Origin of the sequence: Oceanibacterium hippocampi, from assembly GCF_900172325.1 — a bacterium.
In the GTDB taxonomy this organism is placed as follows: Bacteria; Pseudomonadota; Alphaproteobacteria; order Sneathiellales; family Sneathiellaceae; genus Oceanibacterium; species Oceanibacterium hippocampi.
In genome coordinates, this window is record NZ_FWFR01000001.1 from 1,261,998 (window position 1) to 1,288,273 (window position 26,276).

Sequence of the window (26,276 nt, forward strand, 5' to 3'; positions counted from 1 at the left end):
TGCCGTATGCTGGTGCGGAAAGTCGGACTAGAGTCGGATTGCTTCATGCTGGATGCCACGCTGCGGCGGTTCGTCGATCCGCCGCTCAACCGTATCGGCGCCGGAATTGCCCGCGCCGGCGTTTCCGCGAACGCGGTCACGATCGCCGGATTCCTGATCGGCATGGCGGCGCTGCCGCTGCTCGCCGGGGGGCATTACCTGGCGGCCCTGCTGCTGATTCTGGTGAACCGGATCTTCGACGGACTCGACGGGGCGGTTGCCCGGCAGACCCGGCTCAGCGATTTCGGCGGTTACCTGGATATCGTCTTCGACTTCATCTTCTATTCGGCGGTCGCCTTCGGATTCGCCCTCGGCGACCCGGCGCATGCGCTTCCCGCCCTGTTCCTGGTGTGGAGCTTCGTAGGGACCGGCACGACCTTTCTCGCCTATGCGATCCTGGCCGAGCGCTACAGGATCACCACCGAGATCCGCGGCGCCAAGTCGCTCTACTACCTGGGCGGCCTGACCGAGGGCACCGAGACCATCGTCGCGATGGCGCTGTTCTGCCTGCTGCCGGAGCATTTCCCGCTGCTCGCGCTGATCTTCGGCGCCATGTGCTGGATCACCACCGCGACCCGGGTCGCAGCCGCCTGGATGACATTCGGCCGCAATCCGCCCCGGTTGCCGCGCGACGACGGCCGCTGATCAGCGGCCGAAGCCGGCGAGGTCGGGCAGCCAGGTGGCGATCTGGGGGAAGACCAGGACGATCCCGAGGCCGGCCAGCATCAGCACCGCGTAGGGCAGCGAGCCCTGGATCACCTGGCCCAGCGGGGCCTTGGCGATGCCCTTGATGACGAACAGGTTCATCCCGACCGGCGGGGTGATCAGCGCGAGTTCCAGGTTGATCATCAGCAGGATGCCGTACCAGATCGGGTCGATGCCAAGCTCCAGCATCACCGGGAAGACGATCGGCGTGGTGATCAGGATGATCGAAATCGTCTCCAGGAACATGCCGAGCACGAAGATCAGCGCCATCACGGCGAGCACGAAACCGAGCGGCGTCATGCCGGCGGCGGCGACCTGCTCGACCAGTTCGAGCGGCAGGCGGATGATCGTGACGGCGTGGCCGAAGACCGCGGCGCTGGCCAGGATCATGAACAGCATCGTCGTCGTCCGCACGGTTTCGTAGGCGGTCTCCCAGAGATCGCGCAGGCCGAAGTTGCGATAGATCACCGCGCCGACGAACAGCGCGTAGATCGAGCCGATCGCGGCCGCCTCGGAGGCGGTGAAGACGCCGAGATAGATCCCGCCGAGAACGAGCGGTGGCATGATCAGGGCCCAGATCGCCCGGCGCAGCGAGGACACCAGCGCCCTGGCGCCGGCGAAGGGCTGGCGCTCGATCTCCTTCCGGCGGGCAGCGTTGACCATTGACCAGACGGCGAACAGCAGCGCCATCATGATGCCGGGCAGCATGCCGGCGAGGAACAGCGCGCCAATCGAGGCCTCGGTGACGACGGCATAGAGAATGAGCGGCCCGGACGGGGGGATGAGGATGCCGAGCGTGCCGCCGGCGGCGAGCACGCCGTAGGCGTCCGGTGGCCGGTAGCGAAAGCGCAGCATCTGCGGGATGGCGCTGGAGCCGATGGTCAGCGCGGTGGCGACCGAGGAACCGGAAATCGCCGCGAAGATCGAGCACGACAGGATGGTCGCCACGCCGAGCCCGCCGCGCAGATGGCCGACCATGGCGTTCGCCGCGTCGTAGAGATCGTCGACCACCTTGGAGCGGATCATCACGTGCGCCATGAAGGCGAACATCGGGATCGCCGTCAGCAGCCCGTTGTTGAGCTTGGCGAAGACGGTGTCGGCGACCGAGTTGATATTGCCCTCGGTGAGCAGCATCACGACCATCGAGGCGAGGCCGAGGGCGGCGAAGATCGGCGCGCCGGTGAGCAGCAGCAGGATCAGCCCGCACAGGATCAGTGCCGTCATCATCGCCGGAACGTGTCCATGAACAGCGAGGCGAGGCGGCCGAGCGTGGCGGCGGCGAGCAGCACGGCGCCGGCCAGCAGCACCGATTGCGGGATCCACATCGGCATTTCCAGGTAGCCGGCCGAATACATCTCGAAGCCGTAGGAGAAGCGCACCATCAGCACGGCGCTGTAGATGATCGCGGCGGCGAACAGCAGGACGGCGATCATGCCCCAGATCGTCGCCAGCCGGCGGCCGCCGCCCTTCAGCCGGGCGGTCAGCAGGTCGACGCCGAAATGGTCACCCTTGAGCAGCGCGTCCCCCGCGCCCAGCATCACGATCGCGATCACCGCATAGCCGGCGAACTCGTCCGTCCCGGTGATCGGCGTGCCGAGCAGGTAGCGCATGATCACGCTGTAGCCGACGACGACCAGCGTCACGATGACGAGCAGGGTGGCCAGCGCCGCGCCGCCGAGTGCAAGCAGGCCCACAAGACGCTCGACCGGCGAGGGGGAGACCTCGTCCCCCTCGCCGGCACCAGGCAGTCCGGCCATTCAGTTGCCGATTTTCGCGACCAGCTCGAGCAGCTTGACGCCGTCCTCGCCGGTGGCATCGCCGAAGGACTTGTCGAAGGCCGGCACCATGACCGCCTTCCACGCCGCCATCTCGGCCTCGGTCTGCATGTGCACCTTCATGCCATGCTCGGCGAGCTGGGCCGGTGCGTCTGCGGCCGCTTCCTCGGAGGCGGCGACGGCCCATTCGGCGGCTTTCGCGCCGGCCTCGGCCAGCGCCTTCTTGGCCTTGTCGTCGAGCTTGTCATACCAGGCCGGGTTGACGTAGCCGTGGAAGAACACGCTGAACAGCGGCGTCACCGTCACGTGGTCCTGGACCTCGTAGTATTTCCGCGAATAGGCGGCCGAGACGTCGGTCATGCCGGCGTCGATCACTCCGGTCGAGAGCGCCTGGTAGACCTTCGAGCCGGACATCGCCGACGGGGCCGCGCCCATGGCCACGAGGCCGGCGTCGGCGACCGGGTTCAGGCCGCGGATCTTGACGCCCTTGAAGTCGTCCGGATTGATCAGGCCATGGCCCTTCGAGGTCATCGCCGACATCCGCGTGGTGAACAGCCAGACGACGTTGCGGACGCCCTTGCCGAGCAGCTTCTCCTCGAGGAAGTCCGCCGCCTCGGAGCCCGGCCAGGCGGCCAGCGTCTTCAGGTCCGTGACCGCGAAGGGCTTCAGCGTCACGTTCATCAGCGGCAGCGTCTTGCCCCATTGCGGGTTGATCGAGAAGGCGCATTCGATGTTGCCCTTGGCGACCGAGGCGATGTTCTCCTTCGCCTCCACGAGGCTGCTCGCGCCGAACACCTGGACGTCGATCTCGCCGCCCGACAGGCTTTCGACCTCGGCCGCCCACTGATCGATCACCTTGGCGATATGGTGCTGCGGCGGCAACTGATGGCTGCAGCGCATCTCCTCGGCGGCATTCGCCACCCCGGTGCCCAGCACCAGCGTCGCGGCAAGTACGGCTAGCTTCTTCATGATGTCTCTCCCTTGTGATTGAGCGTCTTCTTGGTTCGTCCGTTGGTCCGATAAGTTTCGGTCAGGCACCCGCCAGTTCCGCCGTCGGCAGTCCGGCGCGGGCCATCGCGCCATGGAGGGTTTCGCCCGGCATCGCGGCGGCGACGATCTCGCGCACCGCGATAAGCCGCTCGATATCAATTCCGGTCTCCAGCCCCTTCGTCTGGCAGAGGAAGGCAAGATCCTCCATGACGATGTTGCCGGTCGCCCGCGGCGCGAAGGGGCAGCCGCCGAGCCCGCCGATCGAGGCGTCGACGATGCGCGCGCCGGCGTCGATCGCGGCCGAGGCGTTGACGAGCCCGAGCCCGCGGGTGTCGTGCAGGTGGATGCCGAGCGGGATGTCGCCGACCAGCGACAGGCTGGCGGCGGTCAGCCGGGAGACCTGGTCCGGTCCGGCGAAGCCGACGGTGTCGGCCAGCGCGATCACGTCGGCGCCGGCCTCGGCGATCATCTCGACCAGGCGCAACACCGCGCCCGGCGCGACCTCGCCGGCGATCGAGCAGCCGAAGGCCATGGCGATGCCGACCGAAACCAGCGGCCGGTGGGCGGCGGCGTCGCGAAGGGCGCCGATCTCGCGCACCGTCGCCAGCGCCTCGGCCATCGTGCGGCGGGCGTTCCGGGTACTGTGCGCCTCGGTCGCGGAGACGACGCAGGCGATCTCCGGCACGCCGCTCGCGATCGCCGCCTCGGCGCCACGGACATTCATGGCGAGCGCGACGCCATGGGCGCCGGGCAGGGCGGCGGTCGCGGCGATCACCTGGCGGACGTCGGCGAATTGCGGGAACTTGGCCTCCGGCAGGAACGAGCCGACCTCGAAATGGCGGATGCCGGCGGCGTATTCGGCCTCGATCCAGGCGCTTTTCGCCGCCGTGTCGGGCCAGTTCTTCGCGAGTTGCAGGCCGTCGCGAAGACCGGCCTCGCGGAGCGTCACCCGGTCGGGCGGATAAATCGTCTCGACAGCGTTCATGGCCGGTTTCCCTGTGCGGCGACGGGCGCCGGGGTCGCGACGAGGGCCTCCTCGCAGCCGATCTCGCGCAGGATCGCCAGGCTGTCGGCGCCGGCGGCGCGAACCTCGGCTGCGGCGGCGAGCGGTTCGCCGTCGATGTCGAGCGGCAGGCCGGGGGCGCGGAACCGGCGGCCGTCCGGCATGGCCGAGGAGATCAGGCCGCCCGGCCGGTTCACGTGCGGGTCCGCATACATGTCGGCGGGGCGGGCGATCGGCGAGTGGGGCAGCCCGGCAGCCTCGAGCGCGGCCGAGAAGGCGCCCGCGTCGAGGGCGCGGATCGCCTCGGCGAACAGCGGCAGGGTGCGTTTTCGCGCATTGATCCGATCCATCGCCGTCTGCAGGCCGGGATCCTCCAGCAGCGCCTCTTGCCCGAGGATCCGGCAGAGTGCCGTCCAGTGCCCGGCGGTCACCGCGCCGACGAAGATCTGCGTGCCGTCGCGGGTCTCGAAGATATCATAGACCGGCCACGAGAAGTCACGCTCCGGCATCGGCGGCGCGATCGTTCCCTCGAGTTCGTATTGCAGCATGTGCTGGGCGACCAGCAACAGGCAGTTCTCGAACAGGCCGACGCGGATCTGGCGGCCCGCGCCGCTCTTCTGCCGGTCCATCAGCGCGGCGACGATGCCGAGCGCGCCGAACAGCCCGCCCATGATGTCGTTGGCCGACGAACCGACGCGCAGCGGCCGCCCGGTCGGCCCGGTCATGTAGGCGAGGCCGGTCATCATCTGCACGACCTCGTCCATCGCCGTGCGGTCCTTGTAGGGCCCGTTCAGGAAGCCCTTGTGCGAGACCGTGATGAGCGACGGATAGCGGGCGCGCAGCGCCTCGGGCGCGATCCCCATGCGTTCGAGCGAGGCATCGCGGAAATTCTCGATGAAGACGTCGGCGGTGGCGAGCAGGGCATGCAGCGCCTTCTGCCCGGTCTCGCTCTTGAGGTCGAGCTGCAGCGAGCGCTTGCCCCGGTTGAACAGCGGATAGAACCCGACGCCCATGCCCGTCAGTTCGCGCGTGCGGTCGCCTTCCGGCGGTTCGACCTTGATCACCTCGGCGCCCATCTGCGCCAGGATCATGCCGCAGGACGGGCCCATGATCATGTGGCTCATTTCGACGACGCGAATGCCGGACAGCGAGGAGAAGGTCATGACACCTCGAAAAGCTTCGGAGAGACCGATGTTAGTCCCGTCTCGTCGTTCGGAAAAATGCATATTTTTGATCGCTTCGTTCTGGTTTATGTATGGCAAATGGACATTCGCCAGCTCCGCTATTTCACCGCGATCTTCGAGCAGCGGAATCTCTCGCACGCCGCGAGCCTGTGCGGCGTGGCGCAGTCGGCCCTCAGCCATCACCTGGGGCAGCTCGAAAGCGAGCTCGGCGTCGCCCTGTTCCGCCGCCAGGCCCGGGGAATGGAGCCGACGGCCGCGGGCGTTCGCCTGCATGACCACGCCAAGCGCCTGCTCCGCGACCTGGCGCTGGCCGAGCAGGACCTGAAGTCCCATCGCGACGAGGTCGCCGGCGAGGTCGTCCTCGGCCTCAGCTTCTCGGCCATCGAGGGCGTCGCGGTGCCGCTGATGCGGGCGATGATCGCCGAATATCCGAAGGTCCGGCTGTCGCTCTTCGAGAGCCTGTCGATGACCGCCTTCGAGAATCTGCTGGGCGGCGCGGTCGACCTAGCGCTCGCCTACAACCCGCCGGTCGACCAGCGGGTGACGGCCTTGCCGCTGCTCGAGGAGGAGCTGTTCTGCATCGGCCATGCCGACCTGATCGGCGACAGCGGGGCGCCGATCAGCTTCGAGGATTTCGCCGCCCTGCCGCAGATCCTGCTCCATCTCGGTCTCGCCGCGCGGGCCCAGATCGACCGCCCGGCGCTGCTCCAGCAGCTGCGCGGCAGCGCCATCATGGAACTCAACTCGGTCAACGCGCTGCGCAAGGCGCTGGTCGAGGGGATCGGCTGCGTGATCGCGCCGCGCATCACGGTGCGCGACCTGCTGCGGACCGGCGTGCTGCAGGAACGTCCGATCGGCGGGCCGACCCTGACCCGGCGGCTGATGCTGCTGCGGCTGGCCGGCCGGCCGCCGACGATCCTGATCGAGGCGACCCAGGCCCTGCTGCGGCGGCTGATCCGGGCCGAGGTCGAGAGCGGCGCCTGGCATGCCCGCCTGATCGACGCCTGAGCGTCGCCGGGCCGGCGGCTACCTGCCGCCCCGATCCGGCGCGGTATTGGCCGCTCGCCGGTACCAGCTCGCCAGGTCGCGCTCGAGGATATGCCGGATCTCGGGCGAGAGCGCGTTGACCCAGTCGCGGAATCCGCGCTTCAGGTCGGCGGCGGAAAGCTCGGTATCGTGCGCGGCGACCAGCAGGTCGAGATATTCCTCGACGCTGTCGCAACCGACATCGTTGTCCTTCGGATCGAAGGCGGCGAGTTTCTCGCGAACGGGTTTCAGGCCGCGCACCGCATGCGCGACGATCTCCTCCTCCAGGTCGAAGCCGCCCCAGCCGAACCACCAGGCAGTGCTGCTCTCGGCCCCGAGGTCCCAGGCATAGTAGGCCTCCGCCTCGACGTCCCGGCCGGCAGCCCGGGCGGCGCGCTCCAGCGCCGCGGCGCTGCTCGTCACCGGCAGGCTGACCTCCGCGACCTTGAAATAGGCGATGCCGTCCTGTTCCCAGGTGCGGATCGCCCGGTCCGGATCGAACCGTCCGCCGTCGCGGACCTTGTCGCGCGGCGCGCCGCGCAATGGCTTCTTCATGTCGTCTCTCGTCCCTGCAGCCTGTCGATCGCCCGCCGTTCGGCCTTGGTCGGCCGGCCGGCGCCCGCATCCCGGCTCGGCACCTCCGGCATGGCATCGCTCGACGCCGCCTTCGGCGCGGGCGGCGCCAGATCCTCGTACAATGTCTGCGCCTCGGTGGCCGGCCCGCGCCGGCTGCCGAGCGCAACGATCTTCACGGTGCGAATATGCGGCCCTTGCGGGAAGGTCAAGACATCACCGGGGCGGACGCCGGTCGCCGACTTGGTCACCACCACGCGGTTGAGGCGGAGCTTGCGCCCCTCGACCATCTTCGCGGCGAGGCTCCGGCTCTTGAAGAAGCGGGCGAACCAGAGCCAGCGGTCGATGCGGAGCGCCTGCTCGCTCAATCGTCGCCTCCGCGCTGCAGCACGGCGAGCTCGGCGAAAGGCGAATCGGCGCGTGGCCTGGCCGGGCGCGTCGATGGCCGCCTCGCCGGGCGCTTGCCGTTACCGGAGGCGCCGCCGCTTCGCTTCTTCGCGGACGGCTGCCGCTTGCCGCGCTCGCGGGGGGGCTCGAAGCGTCCGTCATCGAGCACGCGGTAGCGGAGCGCCTTCAGGATGGCGGTGAAATCCTCCGCATCCGTGCCGGTGAGCGCCAGCATCTCCGGGCTCGGCGCGAAGGCGCCGTCGTGTCCGGCCCGGGCGAGCAGGCCGAGCAGGCGTTCGTGAATGTCGATGCGGAGCGCCATGCGTCCAAGCCGGTGAAAGCCCACGGCGCCGGCGAAGCCGTCCGGCCAGTCGCCGACTGCGCTCGCGGAGACCCGCCCGGGCAGGGGCGGGGCGGGGATCTCGGTGCGCTCGCCGGCGATCCGCCAGAGCGTGAGGCGGAGCGCCGTCGCCTCCGGCCGGAGCAGGGCCGGCATGAAGACATAGTCGCGGCCGAGCCGGATGCCGGCGCCGCGCAGCCGGCCGTAGTCGCTGTCGGCAAAGGCGCGGATCTGGGCGATCACGTCGCTTCGCGGCACGATCCCGAGACCTTCGCGCAGCTGGAAGGCAAGGCCGCGGGCCGCCCCGGTCAGCGTCGACCCGGCGAGCCGGGCGAGCGGGCGGAGGACCGTCTCGACGCGGTGCCCGAGCCAGCTCTGCAGACGCTCGCGAAGCTGGCGCCGGGCGGGTTCGCCGAGCAGTTCGTCGTCGGCAAGCCGGAGTTCCGGCCGCAACGCCTCGGCGCCCGCGTGAAGGCGGGCGATCGTCGCCTCCTGCCAGACGATCCGCCCCCGGAGGTCGAGGCTGAAGGCGTCGTCCGCTTCGCCCGTGAGCAGGGTCGCGCGGGCATCGAGCGCCTCGCGGGCGGCGGCGATCGCGGCGCGCCGGACACCGCGCGCCGAGGGGTCGCCGAGCGTTCCGTCGGGGCGGAAGGCCAGGCCCTCGATCTCGCCCACGTAATGGCCGCCGACCAGTATGCTGCCCGCGTCGTTGACCACGGCCGGCGGTTCGCTCTTGTCGCGAAGCTGGCGGGCGAGCACGGTGGTGCGCCGGTCGACGAACTGGTGCGTCAGGCGCTGGTGCAGGGCGTCGGAGAGCGTGTCCTCGATCTCGCGCGCCTTCTCCTGCCAGTGCCGCGGGTCGGCGGTCCATTCGCGGACATGGGAGATATAGGTCCAGGTACGGGTGTGCGCGATCCGCGTCGCCAGCGTGTCGATATCGCCGTCGGTGCGGCGCAGCGCGTCGAGTTGCGCCGCCACCCAGTCGCCGGGCAGGACGGCCGGCCCGCTCGTCAGGTGGCCGTAGATCCGGCGCAGGAGCGTGACATGCGCCTCGTGCATCGACTTCCGGAAGTCGGGGATCTGGCAGACCTGCCAGAGCAGGCGGATCTCGTTCTGCCGGCGGGCGATGTCGCGCACCGCCGGGTCATTGAGCAGGCTCTTCAGGCTGGCATGGTCCTCGGCCCAGCGCGGGCGGATGAGGAAGCGCTGTGGCGGCGCAACCTCGAGACTGCGCACGAGATCGCGGGTGGTCGCGAAGGAGAGCGCCGTGTTGCGCCAGTAAAGCTGCTTCAGCGGCTCGAACTGGTGATTGACGAGGATGTCGACGAGTTCCTCGTCGAGGTCTCCGACGTCGGTCGTGGTGCCGAAACTGCCGTCGTTCAGGTGCCGTCCGGCGCGGCCGGCGATCTGGCCGATCTCGGCCGGCGACAGGGGCCGGCGGCGCTGGCCGTCGAACTTGCTCAGATGGGCGAAGGCGACATGGTCGATATCCATGTTGAGGCCCATGCCGATGGCGTCGGTGGCGACGATGTAGTCGACCTCGCCGGACTGGAACAGCTCGACCTGGGCGTTCCGGGTGCGCGGCGACAGCGCCCCCATGACGACCGCGGCGCCGCCCTTCTGACGGCGCAGCAATTCGGCGATGGCATAGACATCGGCCGCCGAGAAGGCGACCGCGGCCGAGCGGCGCGGCAGGCGGGACAGCTTCTTCGGCCCCACGTAGGTCAGCTTCGAGAGTCTCGGCCGGCCCTGGATCTCCGCGTCCGGGACCAGACGTCTGAGCAGCGGCGCGATGGTGTCGGCGCCGAGCAGCATGGTTTCCTGGCGTCCGCGGGCATGCAGGATGCGGTCGGTGAAGACATGGCCCCGTTCCGGGTCGGCGGCGAGTTGGACCTCGTCGATGGCGACGAAATCGAAATCCCGGTCGAGCGGCATCGCCTCGACCGTGCAGACGAAATAGGCGGGCCGGGGCGGCACGATCTTCTCTTCCCCGGTGATCAGCGCCACCTGGGTCGGGCCGCGCCGGGCGACGATGCGGTCATAGACCTCGCGTGCGAGCAGGCGGAGCGGCAGCCCGATCACGCCTTCCGCATGGCCGAGCATGCGCTCGATCGCGTGATGCGTCTTGCCGGTATTGGTCGGCCCGAGCAGGGCGACGATCCGGCCGGGCCCGGCTACTCTCTGCGAACTGTCCATTCCGCCTCTGAAGATCGTCGCGGCGGGCCCGGAAGGCAAGATCCGAGGTCAGTCGAGGAGAAATCCGTCGCCGAGCGGATCGTCCGGTTCGACCACGAAGCGGGCTGTTCCCGAATGATGGGCCCGCCCGGCGACCCGGACGACGACGGCCCGGTGCGGCCCGGCCCGGGTCTCGCGCACCGCCTCGCCCTCGAAGATCGCGCCGGTGACGCTCCGGAAGCGGCGGACCTCGCCGAGCCCGATCTCGCGGCGGGCGAAGGCGAGGGCGATCCGTGCCGTGACCCCGGACCCGGTCGGCGAGCGGTCGACCTGGCGGCCGGCGAAGACGCAGATGTTGCAGCTCGGATCCGGCCCGGCGCCGTCGGTCCCGTCGGTCAGGATGGTGCCGTAGAGAAAGCCGAGATCCTCCTCGTCCGGATGGCGGAGCGGCAGCGCGGTGGCGGCCCGCGAAATCGTCTCGCCCGCATCGGTCAGCCGGGCAACCGGACTCGTTCCGATATCGAGACCGATCTCGCCAGCGGCGAGCACCGCGTAGAAGGCGCCGCCATAGCCGATGTCGAGCGTGACCGGGCCCCAGTCACGGGTCTCGACGAGCTTGCCGAGATGGGACGCGAAGGCCGGCACGCTCTCGAAGGAAACCGCGCCGGGGCGGCCGTTCTCCATCGCCACCTCGGTTCGGACCAGGCCGCAGGGGCACTGGATGGCGACCGCCGTTCGCTCGGTTCCGGCCTTCACCAGGCCGCGCTCGATGGCCCAGCGGGCGAGCGCGATGACCGCGTGCCCGCACATCGTCGAGTAACCCTCGTTATGGATGAAGAGCACAGCGAGATCGGCTTTCGGATGGTCCGGCGTCACCGGGATCGCGCCGTACATGTCGCGATGGCCGCGCGGCTCGTGCATCAGGAGCCGCCGGTAGCGGTCCAGATGGTCGCGGGTGTAGCGCCGCTTGTCGAGAATCGTCCGGCCCTCGATCGGCGGCAGCCCGCCGGTGACGATGCGGACCGGCTCGCCGCCCGTGTGCATCTCGTCGGTGGTGATCTCGATCATCGCGCCGCCCTCCGCATGGCGTTTCGCCCTCCCTTGCGCAATAATCGAGGGCCGGGACCGTGGCAAGGCCCGGCAGGGTTCGCCAGCCCGCCGCACGTCTCCTCTGGTGACCCCCGCGATGCGGCGGCATCGGGCCGGATAGGGCTTGACGGGCGGGGCCGAAGCGCCTAGAAGCACCTCTCGCATCGGGGCCTTCGGGTCCCGCGTCCCGTTTTTCTGCCTGTGATGGACATCATGGCCCGTAGCTGCGATCTGACCGGTAAAGGCGTTATGACTGGCAACAATGTCAGCCACGCCAACAATCGTTCCCGCCGTCGCTTCCTGCCGAACGTGCGCCGGATGAAGCTCAATTCCGATATTCTCGGGCGGATGATCTCGCTCAAGGTTTCGGCCCGTGCGCTTCGTTCCGTCGAGCACAACGGCGGTCTCGACCAGTTCCTCCTGAAAGCCAAGAACGAGCAGCTTTCGGACGGCGCCCTGAAGGTGAAGCGGGCGATCAAGAAGATTGTCGAGGCACGCGACGCGGCCTGACGCGCGCCGCTGCCAGCGACCGATACCAGACGCCGCCGGAACTTCCGGCGGCGTTTTCTTTTGTCCGCTCGCCGTTCGGAAAGCCTACAGACGATACAGGAACTTGATCAGCAGGGTGCGCTGCAGGATCGGTTTGAAGTTGTTGTCGCTCTGCACGTAGATCGCCACGACGCCCTTCTCGGCGGTCGCGGCGGCGGCGATCCCCTCGCAATTGTCGACCAGGGTCGGCGGCGCGAGGACGGCCAGTTCGCGACTGATCAGCCGTGCGTCCGGCTGCAGCGTGTCGGCGGTTATCAGCGAGATCCGGCAGCTCAGCCCGGCGGTGACGGAGAACTGCCGCTCCAGCAGGATCACGTCGCCGTTCGGCAGCGTCGTCAGGTCGGTCGGACGAAACTCGCCGGTTTCCGCCAGCGTGATCGGTGTCAGCGCCGCGCCGCCGCTGACCACCCAGCCGCGCAGGTCGTTGTACTGGTCGCGGGAATCCTCGGTGATGATCAGGAAGCGCCCGTCGGCAAGCGTGGTGAGCGCCTCCAGGCTGCCGTTGTTCGGCAACTCGCCAAAATCGCCCTCGTCCAGGTAGGGCCGGGGCAGGGCCCGGGTAAGATCGCCGGTCAGGTTGTAGGACCAGATGCGATGGTCGCGTTCGAAACCGACCATGAGCCGCCCGCCGCCGGCGACGGTGACCGACTCGGCGTCGCGGTAGCGGCCGCCGAGCGGTCGTCCCCGATCGTCCAGCATCGGCGCAAACTCCGCCTGCTCGAGGCCGACCAGCCGGCCGTCCCCTGTCTCCCGGAGCCGGGCGGTGAACCAGTAGCCGTGATCGGAGACCGCGACGATGCGCTCGCCGCCCTGCAGCATGGCGAGGCTGGAAAGCCCGCCGAAGCGATCGTCCGGTGAACGCAGCCAGAGCGCGCCCTTGAATTCGAGGGCGCCGACGCTCTGGCGCAGCGGGTTGCCTTCGTCGAGCGGCACCGAGGTCGTCGAGATCTCGATCGGGTCGGCGCTGGCGGAAGCGGCGGCGAGGAGAAGGGCCGCAAGCGCGGCGGAGACGATTCGCATGCAGGGGATTTACGATGGAACCGGTCCTGTCGCAAGATCTTCGCGGCCGTCCGATCACCGAGCCGTGATTTTGCCGGCTGCCGCCCCGCCGGTACCGTTCGGATCGCAGGGGCGATCGCATTTTCCGCATGGAATGATGGAGGGCACTATGTTCGAGCGTCGCAGTTTGCTGAAAGGCGCGGCAGGCCTGTCGTTGGCTGCCATTCTTGCCGACCCGTTGCTGGCCCGGGCCGCCGCCGGCGCCCTTGATGACGTCTCGCTGACGCTGCCCGACGGGCGGACCGTGACAGGCGCGCTGGCGCTGCCCGAGACGACGCCGGCCTCGGCCGTCATGCTGGTCCATGAATGGTGGGGCCTGAACGACCAGATCAAGTCGGTCGCGGCCGACCTTGCGCGCGAGGGATACGTGGCGCTCGCCATCGATCTGTACGGTGGCCAGGTCGCGACGACGCCCGACGCGGCCAAGACCTACATGACCGGGGTCAAGCCGGACGAGGCGACGGCGACCGTCGCCGGCTGGCTGCGCTGGCTCAAGGCGCACGAAAAGGCCGGCGGCAAGGTCGCCACCGTCGGCTGGTGTTTCGGCGGTGGCTGGGCGCTCAATGCCGCGCTCGCCGAACCGGTCGATGCGACGGTCGTCTATTACGGCAACGTCGCCAAGTCGGCCGAGGCGCTGGCGCCGCTCCAGGGGCCGGTGCTCGGCCATTTCGCGACCCGCGACGGCTGGATCAACAAGGAGATGGTCGATGGCTTCGAATCGGCCATGACGAAGGCGGGGAAAAGCTTCGAGACCCACTGGTACGAGGCGGATCACGCCTTCGCCAACCCGAGCGGCGGGCGTTACGATCAGGCGGACGCCGAACTTTCGTGGAAGCGCACGCTCGACTTCTACCGCAGCCATCTCTGAGCGGGACGGGGGCGCGGCCCGCACCCCGGCCGCGTCCCGCCCGCATTTCCCGGTGTGCCCGGGCCGCTTCCGAGCGACCTGACGACATCCCGCCGCGACCCCTTGTCGCGACGGAAAACTGCGTTGCGTCCGATGCGCCGACCGCTGCCGGAAAGTTGCCGCCGGCGATTGGCCGGTCGCCGCCATGTTGAATCCCGGAGGAGTGAACGAGTCTTGCCGATTCCCGGCAAATGTTAACTTTCCGGGCGCCCATGATCGAACGCGAATATTTAGGGATGTTGGGTCGATATTTATGACTAAGAAAGGATTAACCTTAAAGAACGATGGGATATGAGCCGTGTAATGGCTAACGTTTATGGTTAATAAAGTCTTCGGGCGCTTTGTACTGGCAGGTATGCGGGCGGTAATTCTTGACAATTGGTCGCCCGCCGTTAATTTCCGTTAAAGACGAATTAACTCTGTCAGGCGGATTCGAGCCGTTCCTTGAGGATTACAACAGGAATGACGAAGATGATACGGACAGTGGCGTTCGTGGCTTCCCGGTTCTGGCGAGGCTTCGTCGTCCGGCCGGCACAGCGGACGCTGTTCGGCGGCATGCTAGGCTGTGCACTGGTCGCGCTGGCATCGCCGGCGGCGCTCGCCGACGAGCGCGTGGCACCGAACGATCACGAGCTCGAATGCCTGGCCAAGAACATCTATTTCGAGGCCCGCGGCGAGGACGCGACGGGCAAGCTCGCCGTTGCCTACGTGGTGATGAACCGGGTCGCCGATTCGCGCTTCCCCGGCGAAGTCTGTGCGGTCGTCAAGCAGGGCGGCGAGCAGCGCCGGCATCGCTGCCAGTTCTCCTGGTGGTGCGACGGGCGCAGCGACGAGCCGAGCGACTGGATCGCCTGGGAAGAGGCGAAGGACATCGCGCTGACGGTACGCAAGCAGCGGGCGATCGACCCGACCGACGGCGCCCTCTGGTATCACGCGGAATATGTCCAGCCGAGCTGGCGCGACGGATTCGCCCGTGGCCGCAAGATCGGCCGGCACATATTCTACGTCCGCAAGGACGAGCCGCTGACGCACGCGCTCAAGGCCGGCTACCGCACCGCCTATTCGCTGCGCCGGCGCGCCGCGAAGGAGATCGAACGGGTCGAGCTGGCCCGCTATTTCCCGCGCTTCGACTGATCCTCTGGTCTGCCCGTCGAACGGCCGCCCAATGTGACCGCCGCCGGCAAGCGTGGCGCGGGCCGGTGACGGCCTGGCCGCTCAGCCCTGGCGGCGGGCGTCGCCTCGACGCGATGGCGCGGCGCCGAAACCGGGCACGCCCTCGCCACGTCGCACCGACGCCCTGGTTTCCTCGTCGAACAGGCCGGCGAGCTGTTCCATCATCACCCCGCCAAGCTGCTCGGCATCGATGATCGTCACCGCGCGGCGGTAATAGCGCGTCACGTCATGGCCGATGCCGATTGCGACCAGTTCGACCGGCGAGGCCTTCTCGATCCACTGGATGACCTTGCGCAGATGGGCATCCAGGTAGTTCCCCGGGTTGACCGACAGCGTCGAATCGTCGACCGGCGCGCCGTCCGAGATCACCATCAGGATGCGCCGCTGCTCGGGCCGGCCGATGATCCGCTGATGTGCCCAGAGCAACGCCTCGCCGTCGATGTTCTCCTTCAGCAGGCCCTCGCGCAGCATCAGGCCGAGCGAGCGCCGGGCGCGCCGCCAGGGAATGTCGGCCGGCTTGTAGATCACGTGGCGCAGGTCGTTCAGGCGGCCCGGATTGGCCGGCTTGCCGCTCGCCAGCCAGCGCTCGCGGGACTGTCCGCCCTTCCAGGCCCGTGTCGTGAAGCCGAGGATCTCGACCTTGACGGCGCAGCGTTCCAGGGTCCGGGCGAGGATATCGGCGCACATCGCGGCGACGCTGATCGGCCGACCGCGCATCGAGCCGGAATTGTCGATCAGCAGGGTCACCACGGTGTCGCGGAAGTCGGTGTCGCGTTCCTGCTTGAAGGAAAGCGGCAGCACCGGATTGGCGATCACACGCGCGAGCTTGCCGGCATCGAGGATGCCTTCCTCGAGATCGAAGTCCCAGCTCCGGTTCTGCTGCGCCATCAGCTTGCGCTGCAGCCGGTTGGCGAGCCGCGAGATGATCGCCTGCAGATGACTGAGCTGCTGGTCCAGGTGCATGCGCAAGCGGGCCAGTTCCTCGGCGTCGCAGAGATCGTCGGCGTTGACGACCTCGTCGAACTCGGTGGTGAAGGCGCGGTAGGCGGCCGGGTCCGGATAGTTCCGGAAATCGTCGGGATAGCGGCTCTCGCGGTCCTCGGCGGGCTGTTCGCTCGAGCCCTGCATCTCCTCGTCGCCCTCGGCCCCGGCCTCGCTGTCCTCGACCTGGCCCTCGCTGTCCTCGGCGCTGCTGTCCTCCTCGCCCTGGGCGGACTGCTGGCCGTCGTCGCCGTCGCCGCCGTCGCTCTGGCTCTCCTGCTGCTCGGCCTGGTCGTCGTCGCCGTCCTCCTCGTCCTCGGACAGTTCGTTGCTGTCCTCGTCGGAGAGTTCGAGATCGAAGAGCAGCCGGCGGGCGGCCCGGGCGAAGCGCTCCTGGTCGCCGACCCGTTCCGACAGGTCGTCGAGGTCCTGGCCGCCCTTGGACTCGATTTCCTCGCGCCAGAGATCGACCATCCTGACGGCGCTTTCGGGCACCGCCTCGCCGGACAGCTTCTCGCGCACCAGCAAGCCGATCACCTCGGCGAGCGGCGCCTCGGAGCGATCCTGCACCCGTTCGAAGCCGCGGGCCCGGCATTTCTCCTCGAGCGCGGCCCGCAGGTTGTTGCTGACGCCCTCCATGTTGCGGCAGCCGATCGCCTCGACACGGGCCTGTTCGATCGCCTCGAAGACGGCCCGGGCCGTCGAGCCCTTGGGCAGCAGCCGGTTGTGCACGCCGCTGTCATGATGGCGCTTGCGCAGCGACATGCTGTCGGCGAGGCCGCGGATCTGGTCGATCTCGTGGCTGGAGAGGTCCCGTCCGGGCGAGGGCAGGCGCGCCCGATCGCCCCGCAGGCCGGGGGTTTCCGGCCCGAAGGTGACCTGCAGTTCCTTGTCCCTGGACAGCGCCCGCATGGTCGCGGAAACGGCGCGACGGAACGGTTCGTTCGGGCTCTCGGATTTGCTGAACTTTGACAACGACGTGCTCGATCCGGTCAGTGGGTGCGGCCGGCGACGCTCGATTCCGGCAATTCCTTGCCGAAGCTGCGCTGGTAGTATTCGGCCACGATCGAACGCTCCATCTCGTCGCACTTGTTGAGGAAGGTGACCCGGAAGGAGAAGCCGATGTCGTGGAAGATCTTCGCGTTCTCGGCCCAGGTGAGCACCGTGCGCGGGCTCATGACGGTCGAGATGTCGCCGGCCATGAAGCCGGCGCGCGTCAGGTCGGCGCAGGCGATCATCGAGGCGATCGTCTTGCGGCCGGCATCGTCGTCATATTGCGGCAGCTTGGAGAGCATGATCTCCGCCTCGACCTCAGGCTCGAGGTAGTTGAGGGTCGCGACGATGTTCCAGCGGTCCATCTGGCCCTGGTTGAGCTGCTGGGTGCCGTGATAGAGACCGGTCGTGTCGCCGAGGCCGACGGTGTTGGAGGTCGCGAAGACCCGGAACGCCGGATGCGGGCGAAGCACGCGGTTCTGGTCGAGCAGGGTCAGCTTGCCCTCGACTTCGAGCACGCGCTGGATCACGAACATCACGTCCGGCCGGCCGGCGTCGTATTCGTCGAAGACGATGGCCATCGGCGACTGCAGCGCCCAGGGCAGCAGACCCTCGCGGAACTCGGTCACCTGGTAGCCGTCGCGCAGCACGATCGCGTCCTTGCCGACCAGGTCGATGCGGCTGATATGGCTGTCCAGGTTGACGCGGATGCAGGGCCAGTTGAGGCGCGCGGCGACCTGCTCGATATGCGTCGACTTGCCGGTGCCGTGATAGCCCTGGATCATGACCCGGCGGTTGTAGGCAAAGCCGGCGAGGATCGCGAGCGTGGTCTCGGGGTCGAAGACATAGGCCTCGTCGAGATCGGGCACATGCTCGGTTCGCTCGCTGAAGCCGGGAACCTTGAGGTCGCTATCGAGGCCGAAGGTCTGGCTGACTGAGACTTCGATATCCGGCAGGTTGATCGCGGAAACGGGAGCCTCGAGATTCGTCGTGGTCATGAATAGATGCCTGTCTGAGTGTCCAATATGCGTACGCGGCCCGTCGAGATCAGGAATAGCCTGCCGCACGCAGTACGCGATAGGCCTGAGTGATCGCCTTGAGCTGTTCTTCGGCCTCTTTGTCGCCGCCATTGGTGTCGGGATGGTAGCGCTTGGCAAGTTCCTTGTAGCGACGCTTGATCGTCGCGGCGGTCGTCGTTCCCGGGTCGAGCCCGAACAGTTCCAGCGCCCGCCGTTCCTCGGGGCCGACGAAGCGGCCGCCCGGTGTGGCGCGGGATGGATCGCGAAGACCGAGTTCCTCGGCGAAGCCGAACGGGTCGCCCCGGGTCGAGCCGTCGAGGCCGTTCTGGAGACCGAAGCGCCAGGTCGGCCGATGGCCGGTCAGATCGGCCCGGCGAAAGCGCTCGATCTCGTCCGGGCTCATGCCCGCGAAGAAATCCCAGCGTGCGTTGAAGGCCCGGGCATGTTCGCGACAGAACCAGTGATAGCCGGTCTCGCCGCTGCGGGTGCGGGGCGCGCGATGGGGGGCCGCAGCCATGCAGTCCGGATGCTCGCACATCCGCTCCGCGGTGCCTGTGTCGCGCTCAGGCCCGAAGCTGTTTCCGCCAACGCCGTTTCGCATCGGGGGAGTATGGTGCGTCGGTTGCCCGGAAACAAGATTGAGAGTGTCCGGATCGCGGCGCGATACCGCTGACCGGGGTCAGGACTCCTGCTGGTCCTCGCCGGCGAGCGCACGGGCCAGGTGGCTCAGCGCTTCCTGGTGACGTTGATTGGTGATGTGGGTGAAGTTGCGGGCCAGTTCGAGGCACATCCGCTGGCGCTGCGAGAAATTGCTGCGAACGGGATTGTCGATGCCTTCGAAGAAATAGGCGACCTGCACCTCGAGTGCGGCGGCGATGTTGTAGAGGCGACCGGCCGAAATGCGGTTGATCCCGCGCTCGTACTTGTGTGCCTGCTGGTAGGTCACGCCGATGCGCTCGGCGAGTTCCTGCTGTGTCAGCCCGAGCGTGATCCGGCGTTCCCGGATGCGGGTCCCGACGAAACGATCGATTTCGCCGGCGGAGGGCTTCTTCGACGAGTTCGGCTTGCGCGGCACGGGCGTGGCTCCGACAGCGGTGGGTAAGGCCATTGAATCCTCCGTTAACCATGGAGTCACTGATTCACGCTTGGCCCCCTCCCAATACGCAAACAACTCAGTGAGTATTCCCGCAGTCTATGTCGATGTATACGAAATGTATAGGCCTTTACGCGTGACGAGAGAAAAATGCTTGCCTCCCCGGCCTCGCGATGCAGAAAAGAGGCTCCGGCGATGGGTCCGGACAACAGGAGGATCGGCGACATGCGCGTGGCCAGTGCGATCGAAGAGAAGCTGAGCGCGGCTCTGGCGCCGGAGCGTCTTGTCATCGTCGACGATTCCGCCCGCCATGCGGGTCACGCCGGTGCCCGGCCCCAGGGCGAGAGCCATTTCACGGTGGAGATCGTCTCGGCGCGCTTCGAGGGGCTGAGCCGCGTCGCCCGGCAGCGGCTGGTCTACGAGGCGCTGGCCGAGGAGATGGCGAGCGACATCCATGCGCTCGCGATTCGCGCCCTGACGCCGGCCGAATCCACGGCCTGAGCGCCGTTCAGCCGATCCCGGCCGCGCGGCCCCGCAGTCCGGCCGGGCGATAGCCCCTCGATCACCCGTCCCTGTCGCCGATTTGCGACGGTTCTCCCCGCGGATTCCCGGCGGAAGGGTAATACGTGCATAAAATCTCTTTTCAGTGGTATTTTTATCTAGTTAAAATAGCGAATAACTAACAAAAGTAACGAACGGCTGCGCTTATGGTTGAATCGTGCGGCTTGGGCAGGCGTGAAGAATGTCACAGCCAAGGAGGCTCATCGTGCATCGGGACTACACACAGGGATCGCTCATAAACCGCAACATAACCGTTTACGAACCGCGCTCGCGGCGCAAGTTCCGCACCAGCATCCGGCTCGAGGAGAAGGAATGGTGCGCGCTGGAATACATCTGCCAGCGCCGGGACATCAGCATCAGCGAGTTCTGCCGCGAGGCCGACCAGGATCCGCTCCGGACGGAAAGCAGCCGCACCTCCCGGATCCGCATGGCGATCCTCGACTATTATGTCGGCGTCGCCTGGGAGGCGAGTACCGAGATCCACTATGCGGCCTCGGCGATGAAGCCGTCGGTCGGTACCCATGCGCTGGTCGCCGGACCGTCGGTCTGAGCGTCAGAGAACGAAGAGGAGGAGGAGCGGGAGCGTCGCGAAGGATATCGCCGTCGACATCAGGACGAGCGATGCCACCGCCTCGTGCTGGCGGCCGTAGCGGAGTGCGAACAGGTAGTTGAAGACCGCGACCGGCATCGAGCTCTGGACGATCACGACGCCCCGCGCCGCCCCCTCCAGCCCGAACAGGGCGCTGATCCCCCAGCCGACCAGGAAACCCATCACGAGCCTCAGGCAGGACAGGAGGAAGGTCGCGCGGAGGCTGTTCAGCCGCAGCTTGGCGAGGCTCACGCCGAGCGCCATCAGCATCAGCGGTATGGTCAGCTGGCCCAGCAGCGCGACGCAATTCTGCAGCCATTGCGGGACGTCGATCCGGAAATACATGGCTGCCGCGCCGAGCAGGACGGCATAGATCATCGGTGTCTTGAGGATCTGTCGCGGCGACATCGAGCCGGAGGCGAGGCCGATGCCCACGGTGAACTGCAGGATGGCGCTGGTCGCGAAATAGCCGATCGCCAGCGCCAGTCCCTCCTCGCCGAAGGCGAACAGGCAGAGCGGCAGGCCGACGTTACCGCAATTGGAGAACATCAGCGACGGCAGGAAGCTCGGCAGGTTCTGGCCGGTCAGCCTGAGCACGACCGTGCCGATGGTGATGAAGACCGCCATCGCGAGGACCGCCGCCAGGGCGATCTCGAACACCAGGCCTGGATTGAGCTCGAGCCCGGTCAGGGTCGAAAAGACCAGGCACGGCGTGCCGATCGTGGTCACCAGCGAGGTGATGGTCTCGGCATGGAACGGGCGCTCCTGGCGGGCCCAGACATAACCGATGCCCGCGGTGACGAAGACCGGGGCGATGATGGCGAAAAGCGTGCCCAGCATCAGGCGGGGCCGGCTTCGGTTCCGGCGGGCGTGACGCGTAGCGAGGTGATCTGGTTCCGCTGGCGCTTCAGGATTTCGAAGCGGAAGCCATAGAAGCTGAAGATCTGGCCGACGACCGGGATGATCTGTGCCTCGTGGATGACCAGGCCGGCCACGGTCGTCGCCTCGTCGTCCGGAAGTTTCCAGTCTAGCGCCCGGTTCAGGTCGCGGATGGCGGTGGTCCCGACGACGATGTAGCTGCCGTCCGGCTGGCGCTGGTACTCGGTCGCGGCGATGTCGTGCTCGTCCGATATCTCGCCGACGATCTCTTCCAGGATATCCTCGAGCGTGACCAGCCCCATCAGCGCGCCGTATTCGTCGACCACGAAGGCAAAGTGGCTGTGCCGTTCGAGGAAGGCATTGAGCTGCTCGCGCAAGGTCGTCGTCTCGGGCACGAACCAGGGCGCCGCGGCGATCGCCACGACATCCAGCGAATCGATCTCGACATCCGGATCGGAGAGCGCCCGCAGCAGGTTCTTCGCATGCAGGATGCCGACGATGTTCTCCGGCTCATCGCGCCACAGCGGGATCCGCGTGAACGGGCTGTCGAGCACCTGTCGGACGATCTCGCGCGTCGGCAGGGAAGCATCGACCATCATGATGTGCTTGCGATGGACCATGATCTCGGACAGGTCGATCTCGTCGAGCCCGAGGATCGAGTTGAGCATGTAGCGCTCTTCCTTGGCGACCCCGCCCTCGTGACTCTGCAGCGCGATGACGCCGCGCAGCTCGTCGGCGCCACCCTGGGCGACACTTGCCGCCCGGGCGCCGAGCATCTGCAGCGTCCCGGAAACCACCACATCGACGCCGTGAACGAGCGGCGAAAGTACCGTGATCACCGGGCGAATGACCGGCGCCACGGTGCGGGCGGTGCGGATCGGATGGCGCAGCGCGTAGGTTTTCGGCAGAACCTCGGCGAAGACCAGCACCAGCAGCGTCATGGCGACCGTCGCATAGGCGACGCCGGCCGCGCCGAACAGCGTTACCAGCAGGTTCGTGGCGATCGCCGAGGCCAGGATGTTGACCAGGTTGTTGCCGAGCAGGATGCCGCCGATCAGCCGCTCCTTCCGCTCGCGCAGTTGGTTGACGATCTGGGCGCGCCCGTCGCCTTGCTGTTCGAGCATGTGGAGCCGGGCGCGGGAGGCGGCGGTCAGCGCTGTCTCGCTGCCCGAGAAAAAGGCGGACAGCAGCAACAGGATGACGATAGCCAGGAACGACAGAATCACGGTTGGCGCTCCGTCAGCCGTCGAGCAGGTCGTCGAGGAAGGCGCGGACCGTTTCCGCCGCGACATCGTCGGTCTGGAACGCGTGGCCGATCCCGTTGGCGAGAATGAAGCCGATGCGCCCGTCGCGGGCTTTCTTGTCCTGGGTCATGTGACCGTAGAGCCGGGCGCCGTCGCAATCCGGGCCGAGCAGCCCGGCCGGCGAGGCCGGCAGGCCGACGGCGCGCAGATGGGCGGCGATCCGGTCGGCGTCGGCGGCCGGCGCCAGCCCGAGCCGGGCCGAGAGCGCGAAGGCGAGATGCAGGCCGACCGCGACCCCCTCGCCATGCAGCAGCCGGCCGTCGTAGCCGAGTTCGGCCTCGAGCGCGTGGCCGAATGTATGCCCGAGATTGAGCAGCGCCCGGCGGCCCGTCTCGCGTTCGTCGGCGGCGACGATCTCGGCCTTCATCTCGCAGCTTCGCGCGACCGCCCGGGCGAGCGCGTCCTGGTCGCCGTCCAGCATGTCGCGGCCCTGCTGCTCCAGCCAGCCGAAGAAGGCGGCGTCCCCGAGCAGGCCGTATTTCACGACCTCGGCATAGCCGGCCAGCAACTCGCGGCGCGGCAGGGTGGCGAGGACGGCGGTATCGGCGATCACCAGGTCCGGCTGGTGGAAGGCGCCGACCAGGTTCTTGCCGTGGCGGGTGTTGATGCCGGTCTTGCCGCCGACCGAACTGTCGACCTGGGCGAGCAGGGTAGTCGGGATCTGCGCGAAACGGATGCCGCGCTTGAGCGTCGCCGCGGCGAAACCGGCGAGATCGCCCACCACGCCGCCGCCGAAGGCGACGATCATGTCGTGGCGGTCGAGACGGTGATCGAGCAGATCCTCGCAGAGGCGGGCATAGCCGGCGAAACTCTTCGAGGCCTCGCCGGGCTCGAGCACGATCGCCTCGGCGGCGATCCCGGCCGCCGCCAGGCTCGCACGCAGGCTGTCCAGATGCGCGTCGGCGACGTTCCGGTCGGTCACGATCACGGTGCTCGGCCGGCCGAGCAGCGGGGCGAGCAGCCCGCCCGCCCGTGCGAGCAGGCCGGCGCCGATATGGATCCGGTAGGCGCGTGCGCCCAGGCCGACCTCGATCGCGGTCGCAGTCGCTTCCGGCGAACGGTCCGGTACGGCGGCGGGCCTGGCGTCCAGCATCTTGTTCATGACCTCTTCAGCGATCCTTATGCGGGGTCGAGGGCGGCGAGACGGGTGACGATATCCTCGATCACGATGTCGTGGGGATTGTCGCCGCTGTCGACGACCAGCCGTGCCTCTGCGTAGACCGGGTATCGTTTGTCCATCAGTTCGCCGAGAATTGTCGCCGGATCGCCGCGTTGCAGCAATGGTCGATTGTTGCGGCGCAGGCAACGTCCGACAAGGACCTCGAGACTGGCGCGCAGCCAGATCGAGATTCCCCTCTCCTCGATCCGCTGGCGGCTCTCCGGGTCCATGTAGGCGCCGCCGCCGGTCGCCAGCACCTTGCGCTCGCCATCGAGCAGGCGGGCGATGACGCGGCGTTCGCCATCCCGGAAATGCTCCTCGCCATAAGTCTCGAAGATGTCGGGAATGCTCAGGCCGGCGGCCCGCTCGATCTCGACGTCGGCGTCGGCGAACGGCAGGTGCAGGCGGTTCGCGAGGCGGCGGCCGATCGAGCTCTTGCCGGCGCCCATCAGCCCGACCAGCACGATCGTCCGGTCGGCAAGGGCGGGGCTCACGGCGGTGGCGGTATCAGATTTTTCCTGCGCGCTCATCCCGGGTCAGCGTCCGACCGCTCCGGTGTCGCAGGCGAATCCCGTGCAGGCAGGACGACGCGTTGCCGCGCCGCAGCATGGTTGAGACAGGATTTTCCTGCCAATATAGTGCCTTGGAGATGCCATATTCACAGATTAGCACGTCGCGGCGGGATCGGGATGCGCATATTCTGATCACCGCCGTCGCGGCGCGGTGCCGGCCGGCACCGTGAAACGCCCGGGACCTGACAAGTAGGGGCCAATGTCGAAATTTTCCCTCTTCCTGATCTTTCTCATCGCCGCAGCGATCGCGGGCGGCGGCGTCTTCCTGTCGCAATGGGACATACCGGCGCCGACGACACATGTCGAGAAAGTCATATCGAATGACCGGTTCAAAAATTAGCGCGCTTGGCCGCGGCACGGCAATCCTGGCGGTCGTGCTCGCCGTCTCGGGCCTCTCGACAGCGTCCGCACAGACGACCGGCCCGAGGCTGCTGCTGCCCCCGGCACGGGCGCCGGAAGCCCCGGCGGCTGGTGCCACGGCGCCGGCGCCAAGCGTGGTGCCCTACGGGACGGTGAGCGCCCCGGCCTCGGGCCCGGGCCTCCAGGTCGGCACGCTCGAGGCGGTCGCGCCGACCTCGGTCGGCCTGCTCGGCCCCGACGCCGGCGGCTTCGGCCTCGACATGTGGCAGGGCAGCGACCCCCGCCTCGTCCAGGCGCTGGTGCCGCGCCTGCCGGTCAACAGCCGCCTGCCGGCGGTACGCGCCCTCGCCGAACGCCTGTTGCTGTCGTCGGCCCGGGCACCCGCCGGGATGACGGATCCGCAGGCCCTGCTCGGCGCCCGCTACGAACGGATCGCGGCGGCCGGCGACTGGCGGGCGATCGGCGAACTGCTGAACCGGACGCCGCTGGAGGCGCGCGACGGGACGGTGGAACGGGCCGGTATCGCCGGGGTCTGGCTTGACGGCAACCTCGACGCCGCCTGCGCCCGCACCGGCGACGTGCTCCGGCGCGGCGCCGACAATTACTGGCTCCGGGCCCAGGCCTTCTGCCAGGCGGTCGAGGGCGAGCCCCTGAAGGCGTCGCTCTCGCTCGATCTGCTGCGCGAGGAGGGACTCGAGAACCCGGCCTATTTCCAGGCCATGAACGTGCTGCTGAACGGCCAGGGCGAGGCGCCGCAAAGCGCTGCCGGGCTCGATGCGATGGATGTCGCGATCCTGCGCGCCGCCGATCTGGGCTTCCCCGCCGATGCGCCCGAGACGGCGCCCGCGCCGATCCTGCCGGCGGTCGCGGCGAATGCCGCCGCATCGACCGAGGTCCGCATCGTCGCCGCCGAGCGCGCGGTCGCGCTCGGTACGCTGACGCCGGACGGCCTGGCGCGGATCTATCGCGGGATCGAGTTCTCGCCGGCCCAGCGCGACGCCGCCTTCCAGGCAAGCGACGAGGAACGCGGCCGGACCGCGGCGGCGCTGCTCTACCAGATCGCCGCCGACGACGGCGTGGCGGCGGCCCGGGCCGAAGCGCTGGCGCTGGCCTGGGATCTCGGCGCCCGGAACGGTATCCGCGACGTCGCCGTGCTGGTCAACCGGAAGGCCCTGATCGATCTTCCGGTCGCGCCCGAGTTCGTCTGGATGGCGCCAGCGGCGACCCGCGCGGCCCTGATCCTCGGCGATCCGCTGCTCGCCCGCGACTGGTTCGACCTGATCCGCCAGCAGGCGGCGGCCGATCCGGTCATGGCCGCGGCCGCCGAGCGGCTGATGCCCTTGATCGTGCTCGCCGGCGCGATGGAAGGCGGCGGCAGCTTCGACGTCCAGACCTACCGCGCCTGGCGGGAAGCCGGCGGTGCCCCGGGCGAGGACGGCCCCGGCGCGGACAGCGCGGTGCTGCTGCTCAGTCTCGTCGAGGCGGTCGGCCTAGCGCCGGCGCCGGAACTGTGGCGCGACGTGCTGGTCGAGGACGACGCGCCGGGCGACGTGGTCGACAGCGGCGTCGCCGCGCCGGCCCCGCATCTGCGCGCCCTCGACGATGCGGCGGCATCGGGGCGGATTGCCGAAACCGTGCTGCTGGCACTGACCGTTGCCGGCCCGGCCGGCCCCGAAACCGCCGATGCCGCGACGATCGGCCGGGCGGTCGCGGCGCTGGAACGGGTCGGGCTGGACGACGAGGCGCGCCGTATCGCCGTCGAGGCGGCACTGCTGCGCGGACTGTAGGGCCG

The 26,276-nt window shown here is 68.3% G+C and carries 26 protein-coding genes; 8 read left to right on the forward strand and 18 right to left on the reverse strand.

What is annotated here, in order from left to right:
- The first annotated feature begins 45 nt into the window (after nt 1-45).
- Entirely contained in the window at nt 46-684 is a 639-nt protein-coding gene (locus OCH7691_RS05940; RefSeq protein WP_085882445.1) for a CDP-alcohol phosphatidyltransferase family protein, read from the forward strand.
- Here OCH7691_RS05940 and OCH7691_RS05945 read toward each other — a convergent pair whose 3' ends face one another.
- The 5 genes from OCH7691_RS05945 to OCH7691_RS05965 all read right to left on the reverse strand — a co-directional run bounded on the left by OCH7691_RS05945 (nt 685) and on the right by OCH7691_RS05965 (nt 5,675).
- The gene (locus OCH7691_RS05945; RefSeq protein ID WP_085882446.1) at nt 685-1,971 is read right to left on the reverse strand and encodes a TRAP transporter large permease; all 1,287 of its coding nucleotides are present in this window, start codon (nt 1,969-1,971) and stop codon (nt 685-687) included.
- Nucleotides 1,968-2,501: a TRAP transporter small permease gene (locus tag OCH7691_RS05950; protein WP_085882447.1), complete on the reverse strand. Its 534-nt coding sequence runs from the start codon at nt 2,499-2,501 to the stop codon at nt 1,968-1,970. The genes OCH7691_RS05945 and OCH7691_RS05950 overlap by 4 nt, the downstream gene beginning before the upstream one ends.
- Nucleotides 2,502-3,488: a TRAP transporter substrate-binding protein DctP gene (gene dctP, locus OCH7691_RS05955; RefSeq protein WP_085882448.1), complete on the reverse strand. Its 987-nt coding sequence runs from the start codon at nt 3,486-3,488 to the stop codon at nt 2,502-2,504.
- A 61-nt stretch (nt 3,489-3,549) separates the two neighbouring features.
- On the reverse strand, nt 3,550-4,494 hold the full coding sequence (locus tag OCH7691_RS05960; protein ID WP_085882449.1) for a hydroxymethylglutaryl-CoA lyase: 945 nt from the start codon (nt 4,492-4,494) through the stop codon (nt 3,550-3,552).
- A complete protein-coding gene (locus OCH7691_RS05965; RefSeq protein WP_085882450.1) occupies nt 4,491-5,675 on the reverse strand; it encodes a CaiB/BaiF CoA transferase family protein in 1,185 nt (394 codons plus the stop codon). Before OCH7691_RS05965 ends, OCH7691_RS05960 begins: the two co-directional genes overlap by 4 nt.
- A gap of 99 nt (nt 5,676-5,774) precedes the next feature.
- Here OCH7691_RS05965 and OCH7691_RS05970 point away from each other — a divergent pair, with 99 nt between their 5' ends.
- Nucleotides 5,775-6,704, forward strand: coding sequence for a LysR family transcriptional regulator (locus OCH7691_RS05970; protein ID WP_176244939.1), 930 nt, complete (start codon nt 5,775-5,777; stop codon nt 6,702-6,704).
- 18 nt (nt 6,705-6,722) lie between these two features.
- On the opposite strand, the gene OCH7691_RS05975 is transcribed toward OCH7691_RS05970, so the two are convergent.
- From OCH7691_RS05975 to OCH7691_RS05990, 4 genes are read right to left on the reverse strand one after another with little or no spacing between them, the layout of a single operon-like run.
- Nucleotides 6,723-7,277 carry a hypothetical protein gene (locus OCH7691_RS05975; RefSeq protein ID WP_085882452.1) on the reverse strand — a complete coding sequence of 185 codons (555 nt, stop codon included), beginning with the start codon at nt 7,275-7,277 and terminating at the stop codon, nt 6,723-6,725.
- Entirely contained in the window at nt 7,274-7,663 is a 390-nt protein-coding gene (locus OCH7691_RS05980; RefSeq protein ID WP_085882453.1) for an RNA-binding S4 domain-containing protein, read from the reverse strand. The genes OCH7691_RS05975 and OCH7691_RS05980 overlap by 4 nt, the downstream gene beginning before the upstream one ends.
- A complete protein-coding gene (locus OCH7691_RS05985) occupies nt 7,660-10,218 on the reverse strand; it encodes a helicase-related protein (protein WP_085882454.1) in 2,559 nt (852 codons plus the stop codon). Before OCH7691_RS05985 ends, OCH7691_RS05980 begins: the two co-directional genes overlap by 4 nt.
- 48 nt (nt 10,219-10,266) lie before the next feature.
- Nucleotides 10,267-11,265, reverse strand: a complete 999-nt coding sequence (locus OCH7691_RS05990; RefSeq protein ID WP_217807823.1) for a proline racemase family protein — start codon at nt 11,263-11,265, stop codon at nt 10,267-10,269.
- Between the two features lie 234 nt (nt 11,266-11,499).
- Here OCH7691_RS05990 and rpmB point away from each other — a divergent pair, with 234 nt between their 5' ends.
- The gene (gene rpmB, locus OCH7691_RS05995; RefSeq protein WP_085883527.1) at nt 11,500-11,796 is read left to right on the forward strand and encodes a 50S ribosomal protein L28; all 297 of its coding nucleotides are present in this window, start codon (nt 11,500-11,502) and stop codon (nt 11,794-11,796) included.
- A gap of 84 nt (nt 11,797-11,880) precedes the next feature.
- Here the strand turns inward: rpmB and OCH7691_RS06000 are convergent, their stop codons facing one another.
- The gene (locus OCH7691_RS06000) at nt 11,881-12,855 is read right to left on the reverse strand and encodes an esterase-like activity of phytase family protein (RefSeq protein ID WP_085882455.1); all 975 of its coding nucleotides are present in this window, start codon (nt 12,853-12,855) and stop codon (nt 11,881-11,883) included.
- 148 nt (nt 12,856-13,003) lie between these two features.
- Between OCH7691_RS06000 and OCH7691_RS06005 the strand changes: the two genes are divergently transcribed.
- Together OCH7691_RS06005 and OCH7691_RS06010 are read left to right on the forward strand one after the other, a co-directional pair.
- The gene (locus tag OCH7691_RS06005) at nt 13,004-13,762 is read left to right on the forward strand and encodes a dienelactone hydrolase family protein (protein WP_217807824.1); all 759 of its coding nucleotides are present in this window, start codon (nt 13,004-13,006) and stop codon (nt 13,760-13,762) included.
- Between the two features lie 510 nt (nt 13,763-14,272).
- The gene (locus tag OCH7691_RS06010; protein WP_176244940.1) at nt 14,273-14,935 is read left to right on the forward strand and encodes a cell wall hydrolase; all 663 of its coding nucleotides are present in this window, start codon (nt 14,273-14,275) and stop codon (nt 14,933-14,935) included.
- 81 nt (nt 14,936-15,016) lie between these two features.
- Here OCH7691_RS06010 and cobT read toward each other — a convergent pair whose 3' ends face one another.
- The 4 genes from cobT to OCH7691_RS06030 form a co-directional block, all read right to left on the reverse strand.
- On the reverse strand, nt 15,017-16,951 hold the full coding sequence (gene cobT / locus OCH7691_RS06015; RefSeq protein WP_442417840.1) for a cobaltochelatase subunit CobT: 1,935 nt from the start codon (nt 16,949-16,951) through the stop codon (nt 15,017-15,019).
- The gene (gene cobS / locus OCH7691_RS06020; protein WP_085882458.1) at nt 16,948-17,946 is read right to left on the reverse strand and encodes a cobaltochelatase subunit CobS; all 999 of its coding nucleotides are present in this window, start codon (nt 17,944-17,946) and stop codon (nt 16,948-16,950) included. Before cobS ends, cobT begins: the two co-directional genes overlap by 4 nt.
- A 49-nt stretch (nt 17,947-17,995) precedes the next feature.
- Nucleotides 17,996-18,484, reverse strand: a complete 489-nt coding sequence (locus OCH7691_RS23750; protein WP_139839541.1) for a J domain-containing protein — start codon at nt 18,482-18,484, stop codon at nt 17,996-17,998.
- Between the two features lie 162 nt (nt 18,485-18,646).
- Entirely contained in the window at nt 18,647-19,075 is a 429-nt protein-coding gene (locus OCH7691_RS06030) for a helix-turn-helix domain-containing protein (protein ID WP_085882460.1), read from the reverse strand.
- Between the two features lie 210 nt (nt 19,076-19,285).
- Between OCH7691_RS06030 and OCH7691_RS06035 the strand changes: the two genes are divergently transcribed.
- Nucleotides 19,286-19,561 (forward strand): BolA family protein, encoded by a 276-nt coding sequence (locus tag OCH7691_RS06035; protein WP_085883529.1) that lies wholly within the window; start codon nt 19,286-19,288, stop codon nt 19,559-19,561.
- Between the two features lie 265 nt (nt 19,562-19,826).
- The gene (locus OCH7691_RS06040) at nt 19,827-20,171 is read left to right on the forward strand and encodes a ribbon-helix-helix domain-containing protein (protein ID WP_176244942.1); all 345 of its coding nucleotides are present in this window, start codon (nt 19,827-19,829) and stop codon (nt 20,169-20,171) included.
- 3 nt (nt 20,172-20,174) lie between these two features.
- Here the strand turns inward: OCH7691_RS06040 and OCH7691_RS06045 are convergent, their stop codons facing one another.
- The 4 genes from OCH7691_RS06045 to OCH7691_RS06060 are packed head-to-tail and all read right to left on the reverse strand — an operon-like array spanning nt 20,175 to nt 24,082.
- A complete protein-coding gene (locus OCH7691_RS06045) occupies nt 20,175-21,050 on the reverse strand; it encodes an AEC family transporter (protein ID WP_085882462.1) in 876 nt (291 codons plus the stop codon).
- Nucleotides 21,050-22,315, reverse strand: coding sequence for an HlyC/CorC family transporter (locus OCH7691_RS06050; protein ID WP_217807826.1), 1,266 nt, complete (start codon nt 22,313-22,315; stop codon nt 21,050-21,052). The genes OCH7691_RS06045 and OCH7691_RS06050 overlap by 1 nt, the downstream gene beginning before the upstream one ends.
- 13 nt (nt 22,316-22,328) lie before the next feature.
- The gene (gene aroB / locus OCH7691_RS06055) at nt 22,329-23,486 is read right to left on the reverse strand and encodes a 3-dehydroquinate synthase (protein ID WP_085883530.1); all 1,158 of its coding nucleotides are present in this window, start codon (nt 23,484-23,486) and stop codon (nt 22,329-22,331) included.
- Nucleotides 23,487-23,512: 26 nt separating this feature from the next.
- Nucleotides 23,513-24,082 (reverse strand): shikimate kinase, encoded by a 570-nt coding sequence (locus tag OCH7691_RS06060; protein ID WP_085882464.1) that lies wholly within the window; start codon nt 24,080-24,082, stop codon nt 23,513-23,515.
- 362 nt (nt 24,083-24,444) lie between these two features.
- On the opposite strand from OCH7691_RS06060, the gene OCH7691_RS23490 reads away from it, so the two are divergent.
- Nucleotides 24,445-26,271: a hypothetical protein gene (locus tag OCH7691_RS23490; RefSeq protein WP_217807828.1), complete on the forward strand. Its 1,827-nt coding sequence runs from the start codon at nt 24,445-24,447 to the stop codon at nt 26,269-26,271.
- Nucleotides 26,272-26,276 lie beyond the last annotated feature (5 nt).